22 protein-coding genes are annotated in these 21140 nt (G+C 64.2%); 4 read left to right on the top strand and 18 right to left on the bottom strand.

The features are described from left to right. Positions 1–247 precede the first annotated feature (247 nt). The 6 genes from ACN0S5_RS10615 to ACN0S5_RS10590 all read right to left on the bottom strand — a co-directional run bounded on the left by ACN0S5_RS10615 (position 248) and on the right by ACN0S5_RS10590 (position 5913). Positions 248–598: a hypothetical protein gene (locus ACN0S5_RS10615; protein WP_417208161.1), complete on the bottom strand. Its 351-nt coding sequence runs from the start codon at positions 596–598 to the stop codon at positions 248–250. Positions 599–682: 84 nt separating this feature from the next. After that, positions 683–1393 (bottom strand): alanyl-tRNA editing protein, encoded by a 711-nt coding sequence (locus ACN0S5_RS10610; protein ID WP_417208160.1) that lies wholly within the window; start codon positions 1391–1393, stop codon positions 683–685. Positions 1394–1398: 5 nt separating this feature from the next. After that, positions 1399–3837 carry a DUF3772 domain-containing protein gene (locus ACN0S5_RS10605; protein ID WP_417208159.1) on the bottom strand — a complete coding sequence of 813 codons (2439 nt, stop codon included), beginning with the start codon at positions 3835–3837 and terminating at the stop codon, positions 1399–1401. Next, on the bottom strand, positions 3834–4868 hold the full coding sequence (locus tag ACN0S5_RS10600; protein WP_417208158.1) for a cysteine synthase A: 1035 nt from the start codon (positions 4866–4868) through the stop codon (positions 3834–3836). The genes ACN0S5_RS10605 and ACN0S5_RS10600 overlap by 4 nt, the downstream gene beginning before the upstream one ends. A 503-nt stretch (positions 4869–5371) precedes the next feature. Further along, entirely contained in the window at positions 5372–5755 is a 384-nt protein-coding gene (locus ACN0S5_RS10595) for a group III truncated hemoglobin (protein ID WP_417208157.1), read from the bottom strand. A 2-nt stretch (positions 5756–5757) separates the two neighbouring features. Further along, positions 5758–5913 carry a hypothetical protein gene (locus ACN0S5_RS10590; protein ID WP_417208156.1) on the bottom strand — a complete coding sequence of 52 codons (156 nt, stop codon included), beginning with the start codon at positions 5911–5913 and terminating at the stop codon, positions 5758–5760. A gap of 81 nt (positions 5914–5994) precedes the next feature. Between ACN0S5_RS10590 and ACN0S5_RS10585 the strand changes: the two genes are divergently transcribed. Then, the gene (locus ACN0S5_RS10585; protein WP_417208155.1) at positions 5995–6423 is read left to right on the top strand and encodes an RrF2 family transcriptional regulator; all 429 of its coding nucleotides are present in this window, start codon (positions 5995–5997) and stop codon (positions 6421–6423) included. 301 nt (positions 6424–6724) lie between these two features. On the opposite strand, the gene ACN0S5_RS10580 is transcribed toward ACN0S5_RS10585, so the two are convergent. From ACN0S5_RS10580 to ACN0S5_RS10570, 3 genes are read right to left on the bottom strand one after another with little or no spacing between them, the layout of a single operon-like run. Further along, positions 6725–7933, bottom strand: coding sequence for an NUDIX domain-containing protein (locus ACN0S5_RS10580; protein WP_417208154.1), 1209 nt, complete (start codon positions 7931–7933; stop codon positions 6725–6727). Continuing rightward, positions 7846–8286: a TrgA family protein gene (locus ACN0S5_RS10575; RefSeq protein ID WP_417208153.1), complete on the bottom strand. Its 441-nt coding sequence runs from the start codon at positions 8284–8286 to the stop codon at positions 7846–7848. The genes ACN0S5_RS10580 and ACN0S5_RS10575 overlap by 88 nt, the downstream gene beginning before the upstream one ends. Positions 8287–8289: 3 nt before the next feature. Next, positions 8290–9495, bottom strand: coding sequence for a class I SAM-dependent methyltransferase (locus tag ACN0S5_RS10570; RefSeq protein WP_417208152.1), 1206 nt, complete (start codon positions 9493–9495; stop codon positions 8290–8292). Positions 9496–9703: 208 nt separating this feature from the next. Between ACN0S5_RS10570 and ACN0S5_RS10565 the strand changes: the two genes are divergently transcribed. After that, the gene (locus ACN0S5_RS10565) at positions 9704–10042 is read left to right on the top strand and encodes a hypothetical protein (protein ID WP_417208151.1); all 339 of its coding nucleotides are present in this window, start codon (positions 9704–9706) and stop codon (positions 10040–10042) included. 7 nt (positions 10043–10049) lie between these two features. On the opposite strand, the gene ACN0S5_RS10560 is transcribed toward ACN0S5_RS10565, so the two are convergent. From ACN0S5_RS10560 to ACN0S5_RS10525, 8 genes are all read right to left on the bottom strand, one after another. Next, entirely contained in the window at positions 10050–11471 is a 1422-nt protein-coding gene (locus tag ACN0S5_RS10560; RefSeq protein ID WP_417208150.1) for a cryptochrome/photolyase family protein, read from the bottom strand. A 66-nt stretch (positions 11472–11537) separates the two neighbouring features. After that, positions 11538–12737: an aminotransferase class V-fold PLP-dependent enzyme gene (locus tag ACN0S5_RS10555; RefSeq protein WP_417208149.1), complete on the bottom strand. Its 1200-nt coding sequence runs from the start codon at positions 12735–12737 to the stop codon at positions 11538–11540. 137 nt (positions 12738–12874) lie between these two features. Beyond that, positions 12875–14584 carry a BCCT family transporter gene (locus ACN0S5_RS10550; RefSeq protein ID WP_417208148.1) on the bottom strand — a complete coding sequence of 570 codons (1710 nt, stop codon included), beginning with the start codon at positions 14582–14584 and terminating at the stop codon, positions 12875–12877. A gap of 52 nt (positions 14585–14636) precedes the next feature. After that, positions 14637–15053 carry a universal stress protein gene (locus tag ACN0S5_RS10545; RefSeq protein WP_417208147.1) on the bottom strand — a complete coding sequence of 139 codons (417 nt, stop codon included), beginning with the start codon at positions 15051–15053 and terminating at the stop codon, positions 14637–14639. Between the two features lie 244 nt (positions 15054–15297). After that, positions 15298–15714, bottom strand: coding sequence for an HIT family protein (locus ACN0S5_RS10540; RefSeq protein WP_417208146.1), 417 nt, complete (start codon positions 15712–15714; stop codon positions 15298–15300). Beyond that, positions 15711–16706 carry an acryloyl-CoA reductase gene (gene acuI / locus ACN0S5_RS10535; protein WP_417208145.1) on the bottom strand — a complete coding sequence of 332 codons (996 nt, stop codon included), beginning with the start codon at positions 16704–16706 and terminating at the stop codon, positions 15711–15713. The genes ACN0S5_RS10540 and acuI overlap by 4 nt, the downstream gene beginning before the upstream one ends. 109 nt (positions 16707–16815) lie before the next feature. Beyond that, positions 16816–17334, bottom strand: coding sequence for a DinB family protein (locus ACN0S5_RS10530; protein ID WP_417208144.1), 519 nt, complete (start codon positions 17332–17334; stop codon positions 16816–16818). Continuing rightward, positions 17331–18038: a DUF1326 domain-containing protein gene (locus ACN0S5_RS10525; protein ID WP_417208143.1), complete on the bottom strand. Its 708-nt coding sequence runs from the start codon at positions 18036–18038 to the stop codon at positions 17331–17333. Before ACN0S5_RS10525 ends, ACN0S5_RS10530 begins: the two co-directional genes overlap by 4 nt. Positions 18039–18343: 305 nt before the next feature. On the opposite strand from ACN0S5_RS10525, the gene ACN0S5_RS10520 reads away from it, so the two are divergent. After that, complete coding sequence (locus ACN0S5_RS10520) at positions 18344–18643, top strand: hypothetical protein (protein WP_417208142.1); 300 nt, start codon at positions 18344–18346, stop codon at positions 18641–18643. Between the two features lie 25 nt (positions 18644–18668). Continuing rightward, positions 18669–20213 carry a methyl-accepting chemotaxis protein gene (locus tag ACN0S5_RS10515; protein WP_417208141.1) on the top strand — a complete coding sequence of 515 codons (1545 nt, stop codon included), beginning with the start codon at positions 18669–18671 and terminating at the stop codon, positions 20211–20213. Positions 20214–20376: 163 nt separating this feature from the next. On the opposite strand, the gene ACN0S5_RS10510 is transcribed toward ACN0S5_RS10515, so the two are convergent. After that, positions 20377–21140 (bottom strand): formylglycine-generating enzyme family protein (locus ACN0S5_RS10510; protein WP_417208140.1); only part of this gene is annotated, 764 nt, incomplete at its 5' end.

The raw sequence follows: 21140 nt of genomic DNA, 5'->3' as shown, positions 1-21140 counted from the left end.
GCCGAAAAACTCGGCTACCGGCTCAAGGGCCACCGCATGGAACTCTACGGCGTCCCGCTCAAGAAACGCTGACCGCACCCCAAACCCGCCACCGATCTTCGTTCGGGTGAATCCAGAAGCTGCCAGCCCGCTCTCACCCGCACCACAGCGACAAGACACGTCACCCCACCACAGCGCCGCGCCGCAGGCGCTGAACCTGTGCGCGTCAGCGCTCCGCTGGATCACGCCAGCGTCCCCAATACTCCAATCAACACGACCCGCCATAGGTCTCCTGAAACGCAAGGTTCATGCACATCGAGAAATGCGCCAGCTGGGCGCACTCCGGGTCGCGATCAGCATAGCGCACGATGGCCGTGGCCGCCTCGACCGCGGTCATGTCGGGCATCAGGCAATAGCCCATTTCCGCCGACAGCGGCATGTAATCCGCCCCGATCAGGCTGAAGGCCCCCAAGGCCCCCTCCATCATGGCTTCGCAGGTCTCGCCGCCCGCGCGGCCCTGATGCAGGTCGCGGCAACTCTGGAGAAAGGCCACGGTGTCGACCTCGGCGGCAACAGGCGCGGCCACCGCAAATCCGCAAAGAAACAGGACAAGGCGCATATCTAAATCCTCCGGTCTGAAATCACTCAATCCCGGCAGGATAGCGCGCCGCGCGCCATCTGCACAGCCTGCGGCGATGGCCCCTCAGGTCAGCGCGATATGAACCCGGCGGTTCTGCTTGCCCTTGTTCTCGATCTTGCCAAGCTTCAGCGCGCCGATCTCGCCGGTGCGCGCCACATGGGTGCCGCCGCAGGGTTGCAGGTCCACCTGCTCGGTCCCGGTGCCGATCCGCACCAGACGGATCTGGCCCGCGCCGCGCGGCGGCTGCACCGACATGGTCTTGACCAGATCGGGCCGCGCGTCCAGTTCGGCCTCGGTGATCCAGCCCTCGCTGACCTCCAGATCGCGGTCCACCAGCCGGTTCAGCGCCGCTTCGATCCCGTCGCGGTCGTCCGGCGGGGTCGGCATCAGGAAATCCAGCCGCCCGGCACCCGCGCCCACCTGCCCGCCGGTCACCGGCAGCGGCACCACCACGCTCAGCAGATGCAGCGCGGTGTGGATGCGCATGTGCCGGTGGCGGCGCTCCCAGTCCAGCACCTGCATCACCGGCGTGCCGACGGGAGGCAGCGAGGCAGGCTCTGCGGGCACCAGAACCGATGCGCCCGCCTCGCCCTTCAGGCTTGTGGCGATGGGCAGGCGCTGCCCGCCCCACTCCAGCCAGCCGCTGTCACCGGGCTGGCCGCCGCCGGTGGGGTAAAAGATCGTTTGCGACAGGACGATGCCGCCCTCGTCGGTCAGCGCCACCACCTCGGCGGGGGCGTCCCGCAGATAGGGGTCTTCGCGGTACAGATCCATGATGCTCAGCCCTCGTCCTCGTCACCCACGCGCTCGTCGCCCATGACCGCCGTCGACTTGCGCGGCGTGCTGCCGTTCTGCGCGCTTTCGCGGTCGGCGCTTGCGGCGGTCCAGCGGGTTTCGACCGCCTCGGCCAGCACATCGGGATTGCGCAGCCAGAGATCGCGCTGCGCAAAGGGAATCTCGATGCCTTCCTCGGTGAACCGCTCGACGATCTGATGGCGCATCTCGGTCTTGACCGCCATGCCGTGCCCGATGTCGCGCAGGACCGCCCGGATGCGGAAATCCAGCGAATCGGCGCCGAAATTCATGAAATCCACCGCTGGCGCGGGGTTCATCAGCACCATCTCGTGCTCGCGCGCGATGTTCAGCAGGATGCGCTCAACCTTGCGGGTGTCCGAGCCGTAGGCCACGCCGACGTCAATGATGATCCGGCCCAGAGAATTGCCACGGGTGTAGTTCGACACCGTGCCCGACACCAGATCGGCGTTGGGGATGATCACGTCGAAGCGGTCAAAGGTCTCGATCCGGGTCGAGCGGACAGAGATGTCCTTGACGATGCCATGGGTGCCGCCCACCTCGATCCAGTCGCCCTCGCCGATGGGCCGTTCGATCAGCAGGATGATCCCGGAGACAAAGTTGGACACGATGTTTTGCAGGCCGAAACCGATCCCGACCGACAGCGCCCCGGCGACAATGGCCAGCGACGACAGGTCCAGACCGCCCGCCGTCACCGAGATGATGACCGCAAGGAAAATCCCCACGTAGCCGATGCCCGACACCACCGCGTTCTGCGCGCCCTGATCCAGCTTGGTCTTGGGCAGAACCGAGGTGCGCAGCGCCCCCTGCATCAGCCGCGTCAGCATATAGCCGGTGGCAAAGACCACGATCACCACGATGATCGAGGTCGGCGAAATGCGCGTATCCCCCAGCGCGATGCCTTCCTGAGCGCGCGCCCAGATCTCTGTCAGGTCCGCCACCCGCGCGCCCCAGATCAGCGCCAGCGCCGGCAGTGCCCCCAGCGCAAGGATGAACCCCGCCAGCACCGGCAGCAGGCTTTCGGATTGGTCCGGATGCCGCCCGGTGATCAACTCGTAAAGGTTGGTCATGAAGCGCTGCATCACCATCACAAGGCCAACCAGCGCCAGCGTCGCGATGGCGGGATAGACCAGCGCCTCGCCGACCTTGAAATAGCCCACGGCGGCCATGATCGGCCCGACGATGCCCACGACCTGAATGATCCGCCCCAGCAGCTTGGCAAAGCGCAGGCGGAAATCCCCCGGCCCCTGTTCGCGGGCCGCGTTCGACCCGACGATCGGCGCCTCGTTGCGCAACCGGCCCATGCGGAACAGCAGGAACCCCGACAGCAACAGCACCGGGAACTGCACCACGGTCGCGGTCGCCGTCGGATAGCCGTCAAATTCGATCAGCGTCGCGACAAAGGCTTCGAGCACATAGAGAAAGGCCAGCCCGTTCGCCAAGCGGCGCGCCTTGGGCCGCTCGTCCATCGGCAGCGGCAGGGCGGCGACCTCGTTGTCGCGGTTGAACGCCTGATCCGCCAGCCAGCGGATGCCGAACATCAGCGCCGCCCAGAACGGCAGCTTGCCCAGCAGCACGTTCCATTCATCCACCGCAAAGCCGGTTGTCTTCAGCGCCTGCAACAGCGCGACGATGCCCAGATAAGGCAGCAGGATCTGCGCCAGCGACACCAGAAAGCGGAACACCCCTGTTCCCCGCCGCGTGCCGCTGCGCAGCTTTTCGACGGCGGTGCGGGCCCAGACCTGTCCGCGCGCGATCAGCATGATGCCGACAATCAGGTACAGCAAAACCGCGGGCGCGTTCTGCAACGCCGCCGTCCGCGCCGTGCGCGAGCCCACGTTGGCGTTGATTTCGTTCCACAGCGACACAAAGGTGCTGCGCAGGTTCTGCACCGCGCCCGGCCAATGGACCGGGTTCAACGGCGATGGCCCGAACTCCAGCAGCGCATCGGCCTGCCGTTCCCGGATGATCCGGTCGATCTCGCCGATGATGGCATTGGCCCGCGAATAGGCCGCCTCTGCCCGCAGCACGGGCGCGCGCTGGTCGGCAAGCTGGGTGCTCAGCTCGCTGCGCTGGTTCTTGATCTCGACCGACTCGGTCCCGGATTCCGGCTCCGGGCCCAGCGCCTTGATCTGCGCCTCCAGCGTCTGGATGCGCGCGGTGTTGACGCTCTGCGCGGCAAGGAACTGCTCCCGCCATGTGGCGATCTGCGCGCGCAGCGTTTCCAGCCGCTCATCCGAGGCCCGCTCGGAATCGACCATGGCCTCGGCGCGCGCGGCGATGGTTTGCCAAGAGGTGTAGTCGGGCGGGGTCGCTTGTTGGGCCAGAACACTTGTGGCCCAGAGGAACAGAACAACAAGAAGGGCGGCGGCGGGCCGGAGGGCCGTGCGGAAACTCAGGGTCATGCGTCCTCGAATACGCCGGGAATGCTGGACGGCCCGCGCGACATCCACGGCGGGGTCGGCAGACCCTTGTCGCGCAGGAAGTCGGGGTTGAACAGCTTGGACTGATACCGTGTGCCGTAGTCACACAGCACCGTGACGATGGTATGCCCCGGCCCCATCTCGCGCGCCATGTGGATGGCCCCCGCGATGTTGATGCCGGTGGACCCGCCCATGCACAGGCCCTCGTCGGCCAGCAGATCGAACACGATCGGCAACGCCTCTTCGTCGCTCACCTGCGTCAGGAAATCGGGTTTGAAGCCTTCGAGGTTGGCGGTGATCCGCCCCTGCCCGATGCCTTCGGAGATCGAACTGCCCTCGGGCTTGGCCTCGCCTTCGGTGTAGAGCGAATAAATCCCCGACCCCATCGGATCGACGATGCCGCATTTCACGCCTTTGGGCTGCAAGGCCATGCCGACACCCGCCGCCGTGCCGCCAGAGCCCACCGCGCAGATGAACCCGTCCACCTTGCCGCCGGTCTGTTCCCAGATCTCGGGGCCGGTGGTTTCGATATGCGCCAGCCGGTTGGCCACGTTGTCGAACTGGTTGGCCCAGACCGCGCCATGCGGCTCTGTCTTGGCCAGTTCCGCCGCCAGCCGACCGGAATAGCGCACATAGTTGTTGGGGTTCTTGTAGGGCGCCGCAGGCACCAGCACCAGTTCGGCACCGGCCAGCCGCAGCATGTCCTTCTTTTCCTGACTCTGCGTTTCGGGCATGACGATCACCGTCTTGAACCCCATCGAGGCGCCGACCAGCGCAAGGCCGATGCCGGTGTTGCCGGCGGTGCCCTCGACAATGGTGCCGCCCGGCTCCAGCTGGCCTTTGGCGATGGCGTCTTTGATGATGTACAGCGCCGCGCGGTCCTTGACCGACTGGCCGGGGTTCATGAACTCTGCCTTGCCCCAGATCTCGCAGCCGGTCAGTTCCGACGCCTTGCGAAGCTTGATCAGCGGCGTCTGCCCGACGGCCTGTGCGAGGTCCTGCGAATTGCGCATGACATGTCCTTTCGATCCCAGTTCCCCTTGGTTTAGGGCCCGTGTAGGGGGAACTCAAGACGCCGAAGCTTTGGCCCGGCGCAGTTCAGTCCCCGCACCGGCTCGGCGTTCCAGATCGAAGGACCTGTTGCCGTTTCTTTGGATTTCAACCGTCTGGCCCGGAAAAACTGCCCGATCTGGTCTGCACCCGGCCGCTGTGCCGACCTCCGCGCACAGGGACGCCCCGGCCGGAGTCCCCGGTTTTCAGCATGTTACGCGGGCACACGTCCGCCCCCGCCCCCCCTCGATCAGGGCACAAGACGCCGCCGGGACCGTCCTTCCCGGCACCGGCAAATCCCCGGTCGATATGCAGGGATAAGGACGTTGGGTGGGCGGGTCATCCCCTGCCCCGCAACCGTCCATCACCGGCCAAGACCCGGCAACAGCGCATGAACATAAGGATCGGCGCGCTGACGGGCGCACAGGCCAAAGGGGCCTTTCGGCGGTCCGGACCCGGTGGTGCGCTAGACCGGACAGCCCAGCGCATTCTCCGGCAGCCCATAGCTCAGCCCGCGTCCGATTCTATGCGCCAGCGCCGACCACGACGCGGCCAGCATCGGCGGCAGTTCCTCTTGCAGAACGCTGTCGAACAACGACAGCCAGGCCGCAAAATGGGCGCTTCTGACGTTGCCCGCAGCGGCATGCACCTGCATCGGATTGCCGTTATAGCAACGCTCCATCAACAGGGCGTTGCGCCAGAACCGCACGATCTTGGCCTCATGCGGCGGCCAGTCGGCCACATGGGCGGCAAACACCGGCCCAAGCACCGGATCGACGCGCACGCGGGCATAGAACCGGGCCACAACCGTTTCAATCTGCGCCACGGTGACGGGAATGCGCGGCGGCATGGTCACACCACCAGCACCCAGACCACGGTCAGACTCAGCACCAGATAGACCAGCGTGTTGACCATCCAGCGCAGCAATCCCGCCTCGCCTTCCGGATCGACGCCCATTTTTTCGCAGGCCTTTGTTCCCGGCCACAGAAAGGCTTCGGACAGAGTCATGAGATTCGCCTTTAATTGGTATTTTCGATGCGCAATATCTAGCACTATCAAATGCGCATTTCAAATGCTAAATAAGACATCATGCAGCTGGATAAATTCACCGACTACGCCTTGCGGATCTTGATCACTCTGGCGGTGCGCGCCCCCGACCGCGTGCCGACCTCGCAGATTGCCGCGCTTTACGCCCTGTCGGACCATCACCTGTCCAAGGTCGCGACACAGCTTGTGGCCGAGGGCTTTGTGCGCTCCGAACGCGGGCGCAACGGCGGCTTGACCCTTGATCGTCGGGCGGAGCTGATCCGCATCGGCGACGTGGTGCGGGCGATGAAACGCGATGATCCGGTGGCAGAGTGTTTCGGAACCAACACCTCCTGCCTGATCCTGCCCGCCTGCGGGTTGCGGGGGCCGCTGGCACAGGCGCAAGAGGCGTTTTTTGCCACGCTGGACGGATATACGCTGGCCGATGTGGTGCGGCCACAGAGCGCGCTGGCGGCGCTGCTTGACGGCTGACCTCACCCACCGCCGATCCCGGACCGCCTTCGGGTCGCGGGGGCCACAAAAGGCGGATTTTGCCACCCCGAACGGCAATCCGCTGGCGGATGTGGTCCAACCCCACAGCGCGAAGGCAGCGCCGCCTGCGGGCTGACCCCAGCCGCCGCCGGGGACGGTGGGCGGGACCTTGTTCCGCTCATCCAGACCGAAACGCGCGCCGCCTCCCGGACCCGGCCGAGTGTTACCAAAAGGTAAAACCGTCTCTGTAAGCCTTTGATTTATCTAGGCGGCATCGCTGTCCACGCGTGGACAGCCCTCCTCAGCCCGCCCGCAACTGGTCCCGTCTCGCCGCGACCCAGTTGATCAGCATGACCAGCGGCAGGACGTTGATCTCCCCCGTTTCCACCAGCGCCATCGCCTGATCGAAAGGCACCACATGGCTGCGGATATCCTCATGTTCCTCATCAAGCCCCGCCAGCCCCTTGTCGCGCCCGGACAGGTCACACAGGCCCACATAGGCATGATAAAACTCGGTGGTGTAGCCGGGCGAGGCATAGCCCCGGCAGGCCAGACGCAGCGCCTTCACATCCACATGCGCCTCTTCCACCGCCTCGCGCCGCGCCGCCTCTTCGGGGGTCTCTCCCGCATCGACCACGCCCGCCACCGCCTCCAGTACCCAAGGGGCCGGATCGCCGCGATGGATCGGACCGAACCGCATCTGCTCGATCAGCAGCACCTTGTCCAGAACCGGATCATAGGGCAGCACCAGCGCCACATCGAAGGCGATGAAACACTCCCGCTCCAGCGGCGCGCTCCATTCGCCATCAAAGCGCCGGTAGCGCAGGCGGAAGGGATCAATGCGGAAAAAGCCCTTGTACGGCGTCCCCCGCAGCCCCTGATAATCGACATCCTCCATGCCGCTGGCCCGTCGCAAGGTCTGCGGCGCGCCCTTGGCCGCGATCTGCCCCGCCCAGGCCCGCGCGCGGAAGAACGGCAGCATCCCCGCCACCTCTTGCGCGCTATAAGAGCCGCGCCGGTCCATCACCTCACGCGCCGCCGCCATCGTCACCGCGCCCCAGCGCGCGACCCAGTCGTCCAGCGACCACTCCGCCCCCGGCCGCCACCGATCCGTCTGCGGAAAATAGACCTCTGCCGCCTGCCGCCCCTCGGCGGTCTGTACCGTCACCGGACGCAAGGCATAGACAAAGCCACCCTCGTAGAAATCCAGCGCCGCGCGGTCCGCATCGCTGAGTCCGCGCACCAGCACGCCCTCCGCCTCGGCCCCGGCCTGTACTTGGATCAGCGGAAAGGCCTGACCCTCGGCCCAGACAACCCCGTGATCGGCCAACCGCGCGGGCAGCATGTCGGGCACCCGGCCCAACACAAGCTCCAGCAGCGGCTGATGCCGCAGCGTTCCGTAGAAAAACAGGTCTGACAGGGTTACCTCCAGCGTCTGCCCGCCATCTCGACCACCAGCGCAACCGCGATGGCCCCGCCCAGCAGCGTCAGGATCAACTGCAAGTCCCACAGGATCAGCCCGTAATCGATGCTTTTCTCAAAGATCGCAGCAATGGCTTCGATGGGAGAGTCGTAGCGGCGGGCAAATGACAGGCGCACCATCTCATTTGTGCCCTGCACCAAGACCCCCACAATCACCATGGCGACCGCACTGGTGACCCCGTTGTTGATCGCCGAGGTCACGCCCTCGCCCGCCCGCGGGCCCAGAAACAGCCAGCCCATCAGCACACCGATGCAGGCGTTGACATAGTTGAAATAGCCAAAGTCGACGCTGAACGGCACCAGCGGCTTGATCATGTCCGAAATGATCCAGCCCAACGCCGCAAGGCCGAGGGCGGCAAAAAGTTTCGCGGCATTGGGCATGTGTCAGGCTGGCTTTGCAATCGTGATCTGGGTCACGTCACAGTTACCGCTGTGAAAGGTCGCCGCGCAAGAGGCGAGGTAAAAATTCCACATCCGCCGGAATCGCTCGTCAAAGCCCAGTGCGGAAATATCCTCCCAACGGCTGTTGAAGGTGTCGTGCCAGCGGCGCAGCGTCTGCGAATAGCTTTCGCCGAATTCCAGACTGCGCACGACCTCTAGGCCCGCCTGCTCTACCTCTTGTCGCAGCACCACCGGTGAGGGCAGCATCCCGCCGGGAAAGATGTACTTCTGCATGAAATCCACCCCGCGCCGATAGACCTCCCACCGCTTGTGCTGCACGGTGATGATTTGCAGCGTCGCGGATTTTCCGGGCTTCAGCCGCTCGCGCACCGTGTCAAAGTAGACGGGCCAGTATTTCTGTCCCACCGCCTCGAACATCTCGATCGAGGCGATGCCGTCATAACTGCCGCGTTCGTCGCGGTAGTCCTGCAACTTGAACTCCACACGATCCGACAGCCCCGCCCGCGCGATCCGGTCCTGCGCGTAGACAAATTGCTCGCGGCTGATGGTCAGCCCGGTGACGCGCAATCCGCGTTCCCGCGCCGCATATTCCGCGAACCCGCCCCAGCCGCAGCCGATCTCAAGCACGTGATCGCCGGGCACGGCCCCCATCTGGTCGATCATCGAGGCGTATTTCAGCTCTTGCGCCGTTTCGAGGCTCTCCTGTCCGGTGCCGAACAACGCCGAGGAATAGGTCATCGAGTCGTCCAGCCACAGCCCGTAGAACGCATTGCCCAGATCATAGTGGTGCGAGATGTTCTTTTTCGCCTGCCGCTTGCTGTTGGATTGCAGCCAGAACCGCAGCCGTTCCCATGCGCGCACAAGGCCGCCGCCGGGGTAGCCGTCGAACATCTCTTCATTGGCGTGAACAAGGTCCAGAAACCCGATCAGATCCGGCGTCGACCACCATTCATCCAGATAAGCCTCGCAAAATCCAAGATCGCCTTCGCGGATCAACCGGGCGAATATGTCATTGTTCAGCAAGTGCAATTCGGCGACGGGCCCGGCCACGCGCCCCTCCGCGCGAAACACACGTCCATCCCGCAGGACAAAATCCAGCCGCCCCCGCTGCATCCTGCGGGCAAGGTCGAACACCCGCGTGAAATAGCGGGGAAGTTCCGCTTGGCCAAAAGTGTCGGTCAGATGCATGAGTTTCTTTCAAGATGCCTGTTGTTTCCCAAAGTTTATGGCCGAAGCCCTTCGAGACAAGGATTTGTGCTTTGGATTCTGGCAAACTTGGTGTTTTCTGGAGTCATTCCGGAGCGATATGTTCCCTCGATGCGGGAGACGACCGATGAAAAAGCAATTAGTAGCCGTTTTTCTTTGCGGCCTTGCAACCACTGGATGTAGCAAGGTCATGAATTTCGTGGGTGTCGAAAAAACCAAAACCACCGCGCCCGCCGCGGCTCCTGCCATGTCCCTGTCCGAACCCGTGCGCGAGGTTCAGCCCAAGGCCGTGGCTGGCGGGTCGTGGGAAAGCAATGTGGCCCGCGACATCCCCTACTTCAACATGTCGGCCTTGCCCGTCGCGGTCTACAGCGACGTGGAGTTCACCCAAAAGACCGGCACCCTCGCCCCCGGCGAAGGTGGCTATGTCGAGACCTGTTCGGACGCCAAGCCGGTGTGCAAGATCGCCTATGCCGGCAACACCACCGGCTGGGTCAAGATGGACCGCATGGGCGGCGTCACCAACTGACCGCGGTTCAGAACCCGCGGTCCTGATAAGCAGACAGGGCGCGTTTGCGCCCTTCGTCCGCGCCGACAATCGGCTCGGGGTACGGGTCTTGTGCGGACAGGTTCCAGCTACGCGGAATGGCGTCAAAATAACTTTGCGCCGTATCCGTCGGTGATTTGCGCCCCTCGGCAATCCAGCGATCCACGTAGACCCGGTTGGGGTCAAACTTGTCTCGCTGGGTGACGGGGTTGAAGACCCGGAAATAGGGGGTCGCGTCCGGTCCGGACCCCGCCGACCATTGCCAGCCCATCGCGTTGGACGCCGGGTCCCAGTCGATCAGGCACTCCTCGAACCAGCGCATCCCGATCTTCCAATGGGTCATGAGGTGTTTGGTCAGGTAAGACGCCACGATCATCCGCGCGCGATTGTGCATCCGTCCCGTGACATACATCTCACGCATCCCCGCATCGACAAACCGAATTCCCGTGCGCCCCTGTTTCCATGCGATGACCTCCGGCCGGTCCTCATCCGTGTTCCACGGGAACGCCTCCCAGTCCTCGCGCCAGTTGCTGTCCAACAGGCGCGGGGTGTGCCACATCAGATGATAGGCGAACTCACGCCAGACCAGTTCCTTGAGAAAGGTCTCGGCCCCCTTGCTGCCCTCTTCCATCGCCCGCCGTCCCGCGTGCCAGCATTGCGCCGGGGAAATCTCGCCCAGGGCGAGGTTCTCACTCAGGCAGGAGGTGCCGTCGGTCCAGGGCAGGTTGCGCGTGGTGTCATAATCCTTGACCTTATGCGCGACGAAGGCCCCCAGCCGCCCCTGCGCGGCCTGTTCGCCTAGCTGCACCCAAGGGCGCACCACCTCGGCCCCGCGCCGCATCGCGGCCGCCAGTTTCCAGTCCTCCAGCGCCTCGCTGGCAGGCCAGCGCGTCGGTGCCGGGATGCGCCCCGGCGCAGGCAGCGGGTCCGCCACACCCCGGTCACGCACGGATTTCCAGAACGGGGTGTAGACCTTGTAAAACGCGCCTTGCTGTGTCTCGACGGTCCATGGCTCGAACATCAGGTGGCCGGCAAAACTCTCCGCCTCCAGTCCGGCCTCTTTCAGGGCCGATTTCACCGCCGTGTCGCGCGCCACGCTGACCGGGTCATAGGCCCGCATCCAGTACACGGCCCCTGCCCCGGTCTCGTCGACCAGCGTTTTCAGCACATCCACGGCATCACCGGAGCGCAGGATCAGACGAGAGCCCGCGGCCTCATAGCGGTCCGCCAGATGCCCGATCCCCAGACCCATCCGCCACTTCGGCGCGGCCCCCAGATCGTCAATGACCTTGTCGCGGATCATCACCGGAATCACCGGTCGACCGGACTTGCAGGCCGCGCTCAGGGCGGGATGGTCGGTCAGGCGCAGGTCACGGCGGACCCAGACAAGGATTGGGGATCGGTCGGACAAGGCGGGTTCCTTTGTGGTCTTGCCCGTCAGTCAGATAGCGCGCGCTGGCACAGGGCAAGGCCCGGATCAGAGAACCCTGTCCAGCGCCGCGATCAGCTTCGTTACGTCTGCTTCAGATGTGTAGTGGACAAAGGACAGCCGCAGAACGCCGCGCTGCGTGTCGATCCCCATGGCCTGCAAAGGGCGCACCGCGTAGAAATCGCTGCCCGCTGCCATGATCCCGTGGCGCGCCAGTTCCGCCGCCGCCTCCGCCGCCGACCCCGGCAAGGCCAGCGCCACGGTTGGTGCGCGGGTTTCCGCATCGCGTGGCCCCAGCAGACGCACACCGTTACGGCCCGCCACCGAGTCCAGAAGCGGCTGCAACAGGCGGACCTCATGCGCGCGCATCAGGTCATGCACCTCACCGACTGCGCAGCCGTGGTGTGCCGCCAGTGCGTCGATGTAATCGGCCATACCCGCGCAGGCCGCCACCTGCGCATGATCCGGTCCGGCGGGCGTGAACTTTTTGGTCAGGCTCGCCCCGTTGAAAAAATGCGCCTGGTTCGGCAGAACCTCGGCCAGGGCCCGGCGCACCACCATGATCCCCTGATGGGGACCGTAGGTCTTGTAGCTGGAAAACAGGTAGATATCCGGCCCCAGCCCGCCCACATCGGGAAAGCCGTGCGGCGCATAACTGACCCCGTCGACACAGACAAAGGCCCCCGCCGCATGGGCCAGCGCCGTGATCTCGACCACCGGGTTGATCTCTCCCACCACGTTGGAGCAATGCGGAAAGCAGACCAGCCGCACCTTTTCGTCCAGCAGGTCTTCCAGATCCTCGGGGTTCAGCTGGCCGGTGCCGGGGTCGACCTTCCACTCGCGGATCTCGATCCCTTCGGCCTCCAGCCGTCGCCACGGGCCAGAGTTGGCCTCATGGTCCTGATTGGTAACCACAATCGCCTCACCCGGTTGCATGAATTGCCGGAAGGCGCGGGCCAAAACATAGGTGTTCTGCGTGGTCGAGGGTCCAAAGCTGAGCTCATCGGTGTCCACGCCCAGCAGCGCCGACAGGCGGCGGCGGGCCTCATCCATCTCGGCCCCGGCGGCCTCACTGGCCGCAAACGGACCGTAGGGTTGCACCTTGCGTTCGCGGTAGAACCGCGTCAGCCGGTCGATCACCGGCGCGCAGGTATAAGACCCGCCCGCGTTTTCGAAGAACGCCTGCCCCTCAAGGGACGGCTCGGAAAAGGCAGGGAACTGCGCCCGCACGAAATCGACATCCAGCATGATACCCTCCTCCATGTCCCGGAGCCTGAGACAAAGCCCGAGGATCGGGCGGCGTCAACCCACCAGTGCACCGGAAACGGCAAAGGCCCCGACGTTTCCGCCGGGGCCTCTTTTCGATTGCAGGATCTGTCCGGTCCTCAGTGTGACTGGCGTTCAGCCACGAGGCCCTTCCAGATGGCGTAGCACATCAGCAGCAGCACCAGCGTGAACGGCAACCCGGTCGAGATCACCATGGCCTGTAGGGACGTCAGGCCGCCGCCAATCAGCAGCGCGATGGCCACAAGCCCTTCGAAGGTACACCAGAACACCCGCTGCGGCACCGGCGCGTCGACCTTGCCGCCTGCCGTGATCGTGTCGATCACCAGCGACCCCGAGTCCGACGAGGTCACAAAGAACACGATGACCAGCACGATGCCGATGGTCGAGGTGATCGCCGTCAGCGGCAGGCTGTCCAACATCGCGAACAGCGACAGTTCGGGCGCGTAACTGTCGATCACGTTAGCCTTGACCGCCGAAGCCTCGGGGTTGGCGATCATGTCGTTGATCGCGGCACCGCCGAACACGGCCATCCAGAACACGCAGACAAGGCTGGGGATGATCAGCACGCAGATGATGAACTCACGCACCGTGCGGCCCCGGCTGACCCGTGCGATGAACATGCCGACAAAGGGCGACCAGCTGATCCACCAGGCCCAGTAAAAGGCGGTCCACCCTTCACGATAGCCGTCATCCTCACGTCCAAACGGGTTCGACAGCGGAATGACCTCTTTGAAATAGGCCCCGATGCCCGAAACGAACTCTCCCAGAATGGCGGTTGCGCCCGCGGCGAACAGCACAAAGAGCAGCAGGACAATGGCGATCACCATGTTGATTTCCGACAGCACTTTCACACCGCCATCCAGCCCGCGCAGCACCGATACAAGTGCAATCGCCGTGATCCCGATGATCAGGATGACCTGAACCGTGATGTTGTTCGGAATGCCATAGACAAACTCCAGCCCGGCATTGGCCTGTTGCGCACCAAGGCCCAGCGAGGTTGCCAGACCGAACAGCGTGGCAAAGACCGCCAGCGTGTCGATCGCATGACCCCACCAGCCCCAGACACGATCCCCAAGGATCGGATAAAAGGCAGAGCGGATCGATAGCGGCAGACCCTTGTTGTAGGAAAACAGCGCCAGAGACAGCGCCACCACCGCGTAGATCGCCCAAGGGTGCAACGCCCAATGATAGGAGGTGGCGGCCAGCGCCATCCGGCGCGCCTCTTGCACGTTTGCCTCGATCAAGGTGCCGTCTTCGGCAAAGGGCCGCACCACGCCCAGCGGCTCATCCCCCCAAGGGGTGCCAAAGTAATAGGCCGGTTCCAGCACGCCAAAGAACATCAGACCGATGCCCATGCCGGCGGCGAACAGCATCGCAAACCATCCGATATACCCATAATCCGGCTTGGCATCCGCGCCGCCCAGCCGGACCGACCCCATCGGGGTCACGACCAGCAGCAGGCAGAACAGCACAAAGACATTCGCCGCCATCAGAAAGAACCAGTCGAAGGTCGATGTCAGGAACGCTCTGAGGCCGATGTCACAAAACGCCCCCGGCTCGCAGCCTTCCACGGCGCTGGCATCCACACCTGAAAAGAAGTTTCCAGCATGCGTTGGCGCGACCAATGCATAAATCACGAAGAGAATGACGCTTAACGCCGAGATCACAAAAACCGGATTGTGGATATCGACCGGAAACGGCCCGACCCGCGTCTCGATATTGTCCTGACCGATATCATAGTCGGTCTCGATGATGTCGGAGGCCCCCTCCGGTTCAGGGATGCCCTGATTATTTGTTTCATCGGTCATGCCTGACCCCCCTGTTCATTTGTATAATGCCGGTTGACCGGCTTCCCCGCGATCACGCGCGCACCACCATGACCGAAACCTTGGCGTGGCTCGCCACCGTGCCGCCGTTCGACGGCCAGATGTAGTCGGTGATGTTGGGTATATGACTAGCCATGATCACCAGATCCGCCCCGGTCTCTCCCACCGCTTTCAGCAACGTCGGGTCCAGATCGGTCGAGGGGTCATGGCTTGTCATGGCATGCGCTTCGGCGTCAATGCCGCTTTCGGCGGCTTTGGCCTCGGCAAAGCTTTTTAGCTTGGCGGCAAATTCCGCTGGCGAATGCGCCAACGCGCCGGGCGTCGCCGCCGCGACGCCGACATAGATGACGGTGGCGCCGTAGTGTCGTGCCAGATCGGCCGCAACACCCAGCGCCCTTTCGAGGCGATCAGCATGTGCGAGGTCGACCGGCACCATGATCCGTTTGAACACGTCCCTCTCCTTTTCGGTTTTTTTGCAGACCGATGCGCCGGATGCACCCCGGTCCTGTGAGACAACGAACCGGAGCGGTTTTGGTTCCCCGGCTGCGTCAAGGCTAGAGGTGCTCGGCGGAAAGGCGCAAACCGATGGGTCCCTTTTTGGCCCGAAAACGACAATTCACGCCGCCTCCCGTGGCCCCGTCCCGGAAATGATCCGGCACGCACTGGCCCCTCTCCGGTGCGCCCTCAGGTTGAGTTCAGAGCAAGGCAGCGCGCAGTTTGTTCGCGATCTCGCCGATCCGCGCCATGTCACCGGGTTGTCCGGGCGGGCGCAGGGAAACGCCCGTCCAGCGCGGCAGAATGTGGAAATGCAGGTGAAAGACCTCCTGCCCGCCCGGCCCCTCATTGAACTGCTGCACCGTGATCCCGTCCGCCTTCAACGCCGTCATCGCCGCATTGGCCACCTTCTGCGTTGTGGCCATCACACCGGCCAGTTGCGCAGGCGAGGCATCCAGAAGATTGCGGCAGGGCGTCTTGGGGATGATCAGGCAATGCCCGTCTGCGCGCGGGAAGATGTCCATGAAACACAGCGTGTCGTCGTCCTCATACACCCGCGTCGCGGGGATCTCGGCGCGCAGGATCTTGGCGAAGATGTTCTGGTCGTCATAAGTCATGCGTTCACGTCCACGACCACGCGGCCTTTGACCTGACCGCTGAGAATATCACGCCCCAGTTGCGGCAAATCGGACAGGGTCGCCGGTTGCACCATGGCCTCCAGCTTGTCCATCGGCAGATCGCGCGCGATGCGCTGCCAGGCGCGGACGCGGTTGGCGTAGGGCTGCATGACGCTGTCGATGCCCAGCAGATTGACGCCGCGCAGGATAAACGGCGTGATCAGCGCGCCCTCGATCACAGCGCCCCCGGCCAGACCGATGGCCGCGACGGAGGTGCCGTATTTCATCTGTTTCAGCACCCGGCCCAACATCGCGCCAGCGACCGCGTCGATGCATCCTGCCCAACGCTCACCCTCCAGCGGTTTGCGGGTGATTTCCGTCAATTCGTCCCGTGGGACAATCTCGGACGCGCCCAGACCGCGCAGATACCCCTCCTGCGCGGGACGCCCTGTCACAGCGGCGACCTCATGGCCCAGCGCGGCAAGGATAGCGGTGGCGACAGACCCCACGCCCCCCGCCGCCCCGGTCACCAGCACCGGACCGTGTCCGGGCTCCAGCCCGTGATCCTCCAGCGCCATGATCGCCAGCATGGCGGTCAGACCGGCGGTGCCCACGGCCATGGCGGCCCGCGTGTCCAGCCCCTCGGACAATGGCACCAGCCAGTCGGCCTTGACCCGCGCCTTTTGCGCGTAGCCGCCCCAATGCGCCTCACCCACACGCCAACCGGTCAGAACCACCTTGTCGCCCGGTTTGTACCGGTGGTCCGAGGACGCCTCGACCGTGCCTGCGAAATCAATACCGGGCACATGCGGATACTTGCGGACCAGACCGCCGCCGGGTCCGATGCACAGCCCGTCCTTGTAGTTCACGGTCGAATAGTCGACCGCCACAGTGACCTCCGCTCCGGGCAGATCATCCAGAGCGATCTCGCGCACGCTGGCAGAGGTCTTGCCGCTGTCCTCGTCCTTTTCGACAAGCAGTGCCTTGAACATGGGTGTCTCCTTTGTTCCGAAACGCGTTATCGCGCATCGCCAATGGGACGGTGGGCGGGGCGTCTTTCGCCGTCAGGCGAAACAGCGTCCGTCCCCCGTCCCCCGCATCTTACAGCCACGGCCCCTCTGCGGGCATAAACGCCAGATCGCTGACCGGAGCCTTGACCCCGGCGGCGGTCAACATGGCATGGATCTGGCCGCGATGATGCGTCTGGTGGTTGAACATATGGACCACGCACAGCGCCATGGGTTTGGACACCTCGCGCCCCACCGCCCCGGAATACCAGGTCAGATCGCCGGTCAGGTCGACCGTCTTGACCCGTTCGGACCAGATCAGGATATCGGCATCCGCGCGGAACCGCGCAATCTCCCAATCCTCGCGGGTTGCGGTCAGGTTCGGGGTGTCCTCTATCCCGCCCGCAGGCCGCGGTGACCCGGTGAACCGGGACATCCACATCAGGTCGCCCCAGAGCAGATGATTTGCGGTGCCCAGAAGCGACCCGAAAAACGCCTTGCGGTCCTGTTTCAGCGCCGCCGGGTCCAGAGATCCGAAACAGGCCTTCACTTGCCGGTTCTGCCAGGCGTTGTAGCGCGCCATGGTCAGGCAATATCCCGGCGTGATCATCATTTGCCCGGCCCTTTCCAGTCGATCGCGCAGATTTCACCTGATTTGCCGGAAAAGTCCCAGACACGGCCATAGTCACGCACCTTGCTTTTCAACCCCTTGGCGACGATCACGTCCGGCCCCATCCAGTATTTTGTGTTCTTGATCACGATGGGCTCATCCGGTGAGGCCCCCTGAACCATCTCTATCTCACCCTGAATCTTGCGCCCGATATACAGCCCGCGCTTGGTGCCCTCGCGGACGATCTCGACCTTTTCACGTTCGTGACCGATGATCTGCGACACCAGCAAGGTGAACAGCCCGGTGGTGCCGCCCGCCTCTCCGGACAGGATCTTGAGAAGGCCGTTGTACGCGCGCGGCGTGGCGCGGTCGTCGATATAGGCGGCCACCTTCCAGTCGCCCTCGGCCATCTTGCCGGGGATTTCCACCATCAGGCCCACGTTGATGCCGGTCAGATCCTCGCCTTCGAAATGACCCTCGTCGATGGCAATCGCCATCCAGGCCTTGCAATCCCCTTCGGTCGGTTCGTGCTGTCCCAGACTGATCACACAGGGGCAGAACACCGTACACGAGCAGTTCAGGAACAGCTCGCCCCGGATCGCCCAATCGGTCGGGCGCATCTGGCGGCGTTTGGGATTTGGCATCCGCTGATCAATGCGTTGGCTGACCGGCAGGCGGTCCGCGTCGGGGCGTCGGTTCAGGCTCATATCATCTCCTTCACAACAGGCGGGTCGGCGTTTGGCCATCCCAAACAATATTAGATGACCTCAGAGGGATCGGTGCAAGCCGCGACTGACCCCGCGGACGTCCCTGGACCCTTGGGGCCGCGCATGCGTCGCGCACAGGGCGGGTCGACCGCCCCGGCCCAGCGTGGCGAAGGCAGGGATGCCTATCCTGCAATCAGTGTGCCGGGCAACCGTCATCAAGTTGACCAAAACGACAAACAAACCGGCGGGCGTTTTCACGAATTCACAACCTACGCGCCCTACCCATGGACACGGAAGGAAACCAAATGTCCGAAATCTCTTTCTCGCTGGCCGCGGTTGGCCTCGTTCTTTGTGCCCCGGTGCTTCCGCTGGCCGCGCAGGGACAGCCTGCCGTCGGTTCGGTGGCGCTGGTGATCGCCTCGCCGCTGGGCATGGGGCCCGCCCGGATCGCGGCGCGGGCCAATGCCCCGCAAATCGGCCCGGTCCGTGCGGGACTGGCCGTTTTTGTCGAAATCCCGGACGCCAACGGCGTAGATCGCCTGCGCGCCGCCGGGGCGCTGTTCGTTGTGCCCGGCGAGACAGTGCTTGCGCTCTGCGCAGGCTGATGCCGCAAGAATTCGAAGGGTCTCCATGATGCCTGCACGCCATCCAAAGTCGCTGATGACCCTGGGCGTAGAGATGATCTTTTGCATCTGCCTCTTGCCGGTGCCGACTCTCGTGGCGCTCTTTCTGGTGCCAGATGCCCGATGGGAGGTGTATGCGCCTGTCAGTCTGGCGCTGATTGCCCTGCCGATGACACTCCGGCGCGCAGCACAGGGCGTCCAAGATCTGGGTCGCGCCTTCAGCGTTGTGGCTTTTCCAATCGTGATTACCGCGGCCTTGGCGGGGCACAAATGGCAGGTCGATGCGCATATGCTGTTTTTCGTGGCCCTTGCTGTCGTCGCGACATCGGGCAAACGCAAAGTGCTGGTTTTTGCGACGGCGCTGGTGGCGCTGCACCACCTGTCCCTCAGTCTTCTTGCCCCCATGCTGGTCTACCCAAGCGCGGATCTGACGGCCAACCTGACCCGTACGGCAGTACACGCCTCTATCGTGATCCTTGAATTCGCCGTACTCATGGTCAACCTGGAACAGCGCCGGTCCGCCGACGCCGACGCGCACCGCCTGAGGAACGAGGCGGAGTCCCAGACAGAGGCAGCGCGGCAAGCTGAAATCAGCGCGACGCAAAGCCGGGACTATGCCGAACAGGTTGTCACGATCTTCGATAAAAAGTTTGTTGCCCTGTCCGAGGGCCGGCTGGATTGCGAAATCGACACCGAATTGCCCGAACAGTATGAGCGGCTGCGCCGAAACTTCAACGCCACGGTCGCAACCCTGCGCCGCATCATCCACGAAGTCACCGCCGAGGCCTCCAGCATCCGGGACGGGGCGGATGCGATCACCCGCTCTTCGGACGACCTGTCGCGCCGAACGGAAAATCAGGCCTCCACGCTGGAACAGACCGCCGCCGCGGTCGAGCAACTGACACAGTCCGTCAAGTCCGCCGCCGACGGCGCCCGTGGCGTGGAAAGGGCGATGGACCACGCACGCAGCCATGCCGAGGAAAGCAGCGGAAAGGTCGCGGCGTCGGTCGACGCGATGCGCCAGATCGAAGAATTTTCCTCCAAGATCGATCATATGATCGGCGCAATCGACGAAATCGCCCATCAGACCAGCCTTCTGGCGCTGAACGCCGGGGTCGAGGCCGCGCGCGCCGGTGAGGCTGGCCAGGGCTTTGCCGTAGTCGCCTCCGAGGTGCGCACATTGGCACAACGCTCGGCCGCGTCCGCCGCGGATATCAAGGGGCTGATTTCCGAAAGCCGGATGCAGATCGCGGAAGGCGTTGAACTGGTTCGGCGCTCTGGCGATGCGATGGGCATCATCGTCGATCAGTTTGCCGAAGTGAGCAAGATGATGTCCGGGATCGCTCAGGGGGCCGCCGATCAGGCTGTGGCGCTGACCGAGATCAACACCGCCGTCAGCCAACTGGACCGTGTCACACAGCAAAACGCGGCCATGGTCGACACGGCCACCGCGTCCGGTCAGGTGTTGAACACCAATGCGCAGACGCTTGCGCGGCTGGTGGGTCATTTCAAGACGGGCGACAGGCCACGCGACAAGGCCGTGGCCGCCTGACCCATTGCGTATTTGCGACAGACCTGCAGACCGCCAACAAAGCAGGGCACCCAGCTTGAACCTGCGAATGCGTGGCCCGGTCCGCGGACCCTTTCGACCCGGTCCGTGCCGCTTTGCATCGGTGTGGAACGGCCGTCCACACACGCGCAACCGTTTCGGTAGTTCAGAATGGCCTGTCAGAGACCAGGCGCATGCCCAAATGCGCCGGGGGGGTGCCAACCGCACATCCGCCGCGCGCCGGATCGCGGATCAGGTAGGACATCGCCGCCACATGTTCTCCGCCCACGAAATAGGCGGGGCAGCGGGCCGGATCGACACCGTCTTCGGCACCGGCATAACACTCCTGCGTCCATTCCCAGACGCTGCCGTCAAGATCCACGATCCCTTCGGGCGAGGTCGAAAAACTCCCCTGAGGTTGCAAGGCGCGCGGCGCAAGCCCTTCGGTGAGATAAGCAGAGGCCCACGTCAGCGTCGGATCGGTAAAGATCGGGTCCGGTGCTTTGGGCAGGACGTCGCGCGCCAGGAAAGCCCATTCCGACAGGGTCGGCAGGCGAAAGTCATGCCCGGTTGCCGCGTTTATCCAGACCAGATATTCGGTCACGTCGACATGGCTTAACCCGGCGGCCGGTGTCGTGGCGGCATCCATACCGGGGCGCACCCGGAGGTGCAGCGCGCACCCTCCCCCGTCATGGCAAGCGTTCCATTCCGCCACGGTGACCTCGTGGCGCTGGACGTGCAGCGCCGCGCCGCCGGGCAGTTGCACCGGGCTCTGCACCATGTCGGGCGAGGTTTGCCCGCGCTCCGCCGGGCCGGGCGGCCATGTTGGGGTCCAGAAGGTAGCGGCGAGGGCGGCGGCGAGGGTGGCGCTGAGGGTGACCGCCGCCACGGTGGTCCCCGTCAGGCGAAGGGATGTCCGTCCGGGGGGTC

The sequence above is a fragment of the Antarctobacter sp. genome, assembly GCF_048262615.1.
Lineage (GTDB): Bacteria > Pseudomonadota > Alphaproteobacteria > Rhodobacterales > Rhodobacteraceae > Antarctobacter.
The sequence above is the reverse complement of the archived record's forward strand: the minus strand, read 5'-3'. Positions and strand labels throughout refer to the sequence as shown.

Bases quoted from the DNA above. Each gene is read 5' to 3' on its own strand.
- ACN0S5_RS10615 (WP_417208161.1), bottom strand. From the start codon at position 598: ATGCGCCTTGTCCTGTTTCTTTGCGGATTTGCGGTGGCCGCGCCTGTT.
- ACN0S5_RS10570 (WP_417208152.1), bottom strand. From the start codon at position 9,495: ATGCATCTGACCGACACTTTTGGCCAAGCGGAACTTCCCCGCTATTTC.
- ACN0S5_RS10575 (WP_417208153.1), bottom strand. From the start codon at position 8,286: ATGCCCAATGCCGCGAAACTTTTTGCCGCCCTCGGCCTTGCGGCGTTG.
- ACN0S5_RS10605 (WP_417208159.1), bottom strand. From the start codon at position 3,837: ATGACCCTGAGTTTCCGCACGGCCCTCCGGCCCGCCGCCGCCCTTCTT.
- ACN0S5_RS10555 (WP_417208149.1), bottom strand. From the start codon at position 12,737: ATGCTGGATGTCGATTTCGTGCGGGCGCAGTTCCCTGCCTTTTCCGAG.
- ACN0S5_RS10550 (WP_417208148.1), bottom strand. From the start codon at position 14,584: ATGACCGATGAAACAAATAATCAGGGCATCCCTGAACCGGAGGGGGCC.
- ACN0S5_RS10530 (WP_417208144.1), bottom strand. From the start codon at position 17,334: ATGATGATCACGCCGGGATATTGCCTGACCATGGCGCGCTACAACGCC.
- ACN0S5_RS10540 (WP_417208146.1), bottom strand. From the start codon at position 15,714: ATGACTTATGACGACCAGAACATCTTCGCCAAGATCCTGCGCGCCGAG.
- acuI (WP_417208145.1), bottom strand. From the start codon at position 16,706: ATGTTCAAGGCACTGCTTGTCGAAAAGGACGAGGACAGCGGCAAGACC.
- ACN0S5_RS10525 (WP_417208143.1), bottom strand. From the start codon at position 18,038: ATGAGCCTGAACCGACGCCCCGACGCGGACCGCCTGCCGGTCAGCCAA.
- ACN0S5_RS10610 (WP_417208160.1), bottom strand. From the start codon at position 1,393: ATGGATCTGTACCGCGAAGACCCCTATCTGCGGGACGCCCCCGCCGAG.
- ACN0S5_RS10515 (WP_417208141.1), top strand. From the start codon at position 18,669: ATGATGCCTGCACGCCATCCAAAGTCGCTGATGACCCTGGGCGTAGAG.
- ACN0S5_RS10565 (WP_417208151.1), top strand. From the start codon at position 9,704: ATGAATTTCGTGGGTGTCGAAAAAACCAAAACCACCGCGCCCGCCGCG.
- ACN0S5_RS10590 (WP_417208156.1), bottom strand. From the start codon at position 5,913: ATGACTCTGTCCGAAGCCTTTCTGTGGCCGGGAACAAAGGCCTGCGAA.
- ACN0S5_RS10520 (WP_417208142.1), top strand. From the start codon at position 18,344: ATGTCCGAAATCTCTTTCTCGCTGGCCGCGGTTGGCCTCGTTCTTTGT.
- ACN0S5_RS10600 (WP_417208158.1), bottom strand. From the start codon at position 4,868: ATGCGCAATTCGCAGGACCTCGCACAGGCCGTCGGGCAGACGCCGCTG.
- ACN0S5_RS10585 (WP_417208155.1), top strand. From the start codon at position 5,995: ATGCAGCTGGATAAATTCACCGACTACGCCTTGCGGATCTTGATCACT.
- ACN0S5_RS10595 (WP_417208157.1), bottom strand. From the start codon at position 5,755: ATGCCGCCGCGCATTCCCGTCACCGTGGCGCAGATTGAAACGGTTGTG.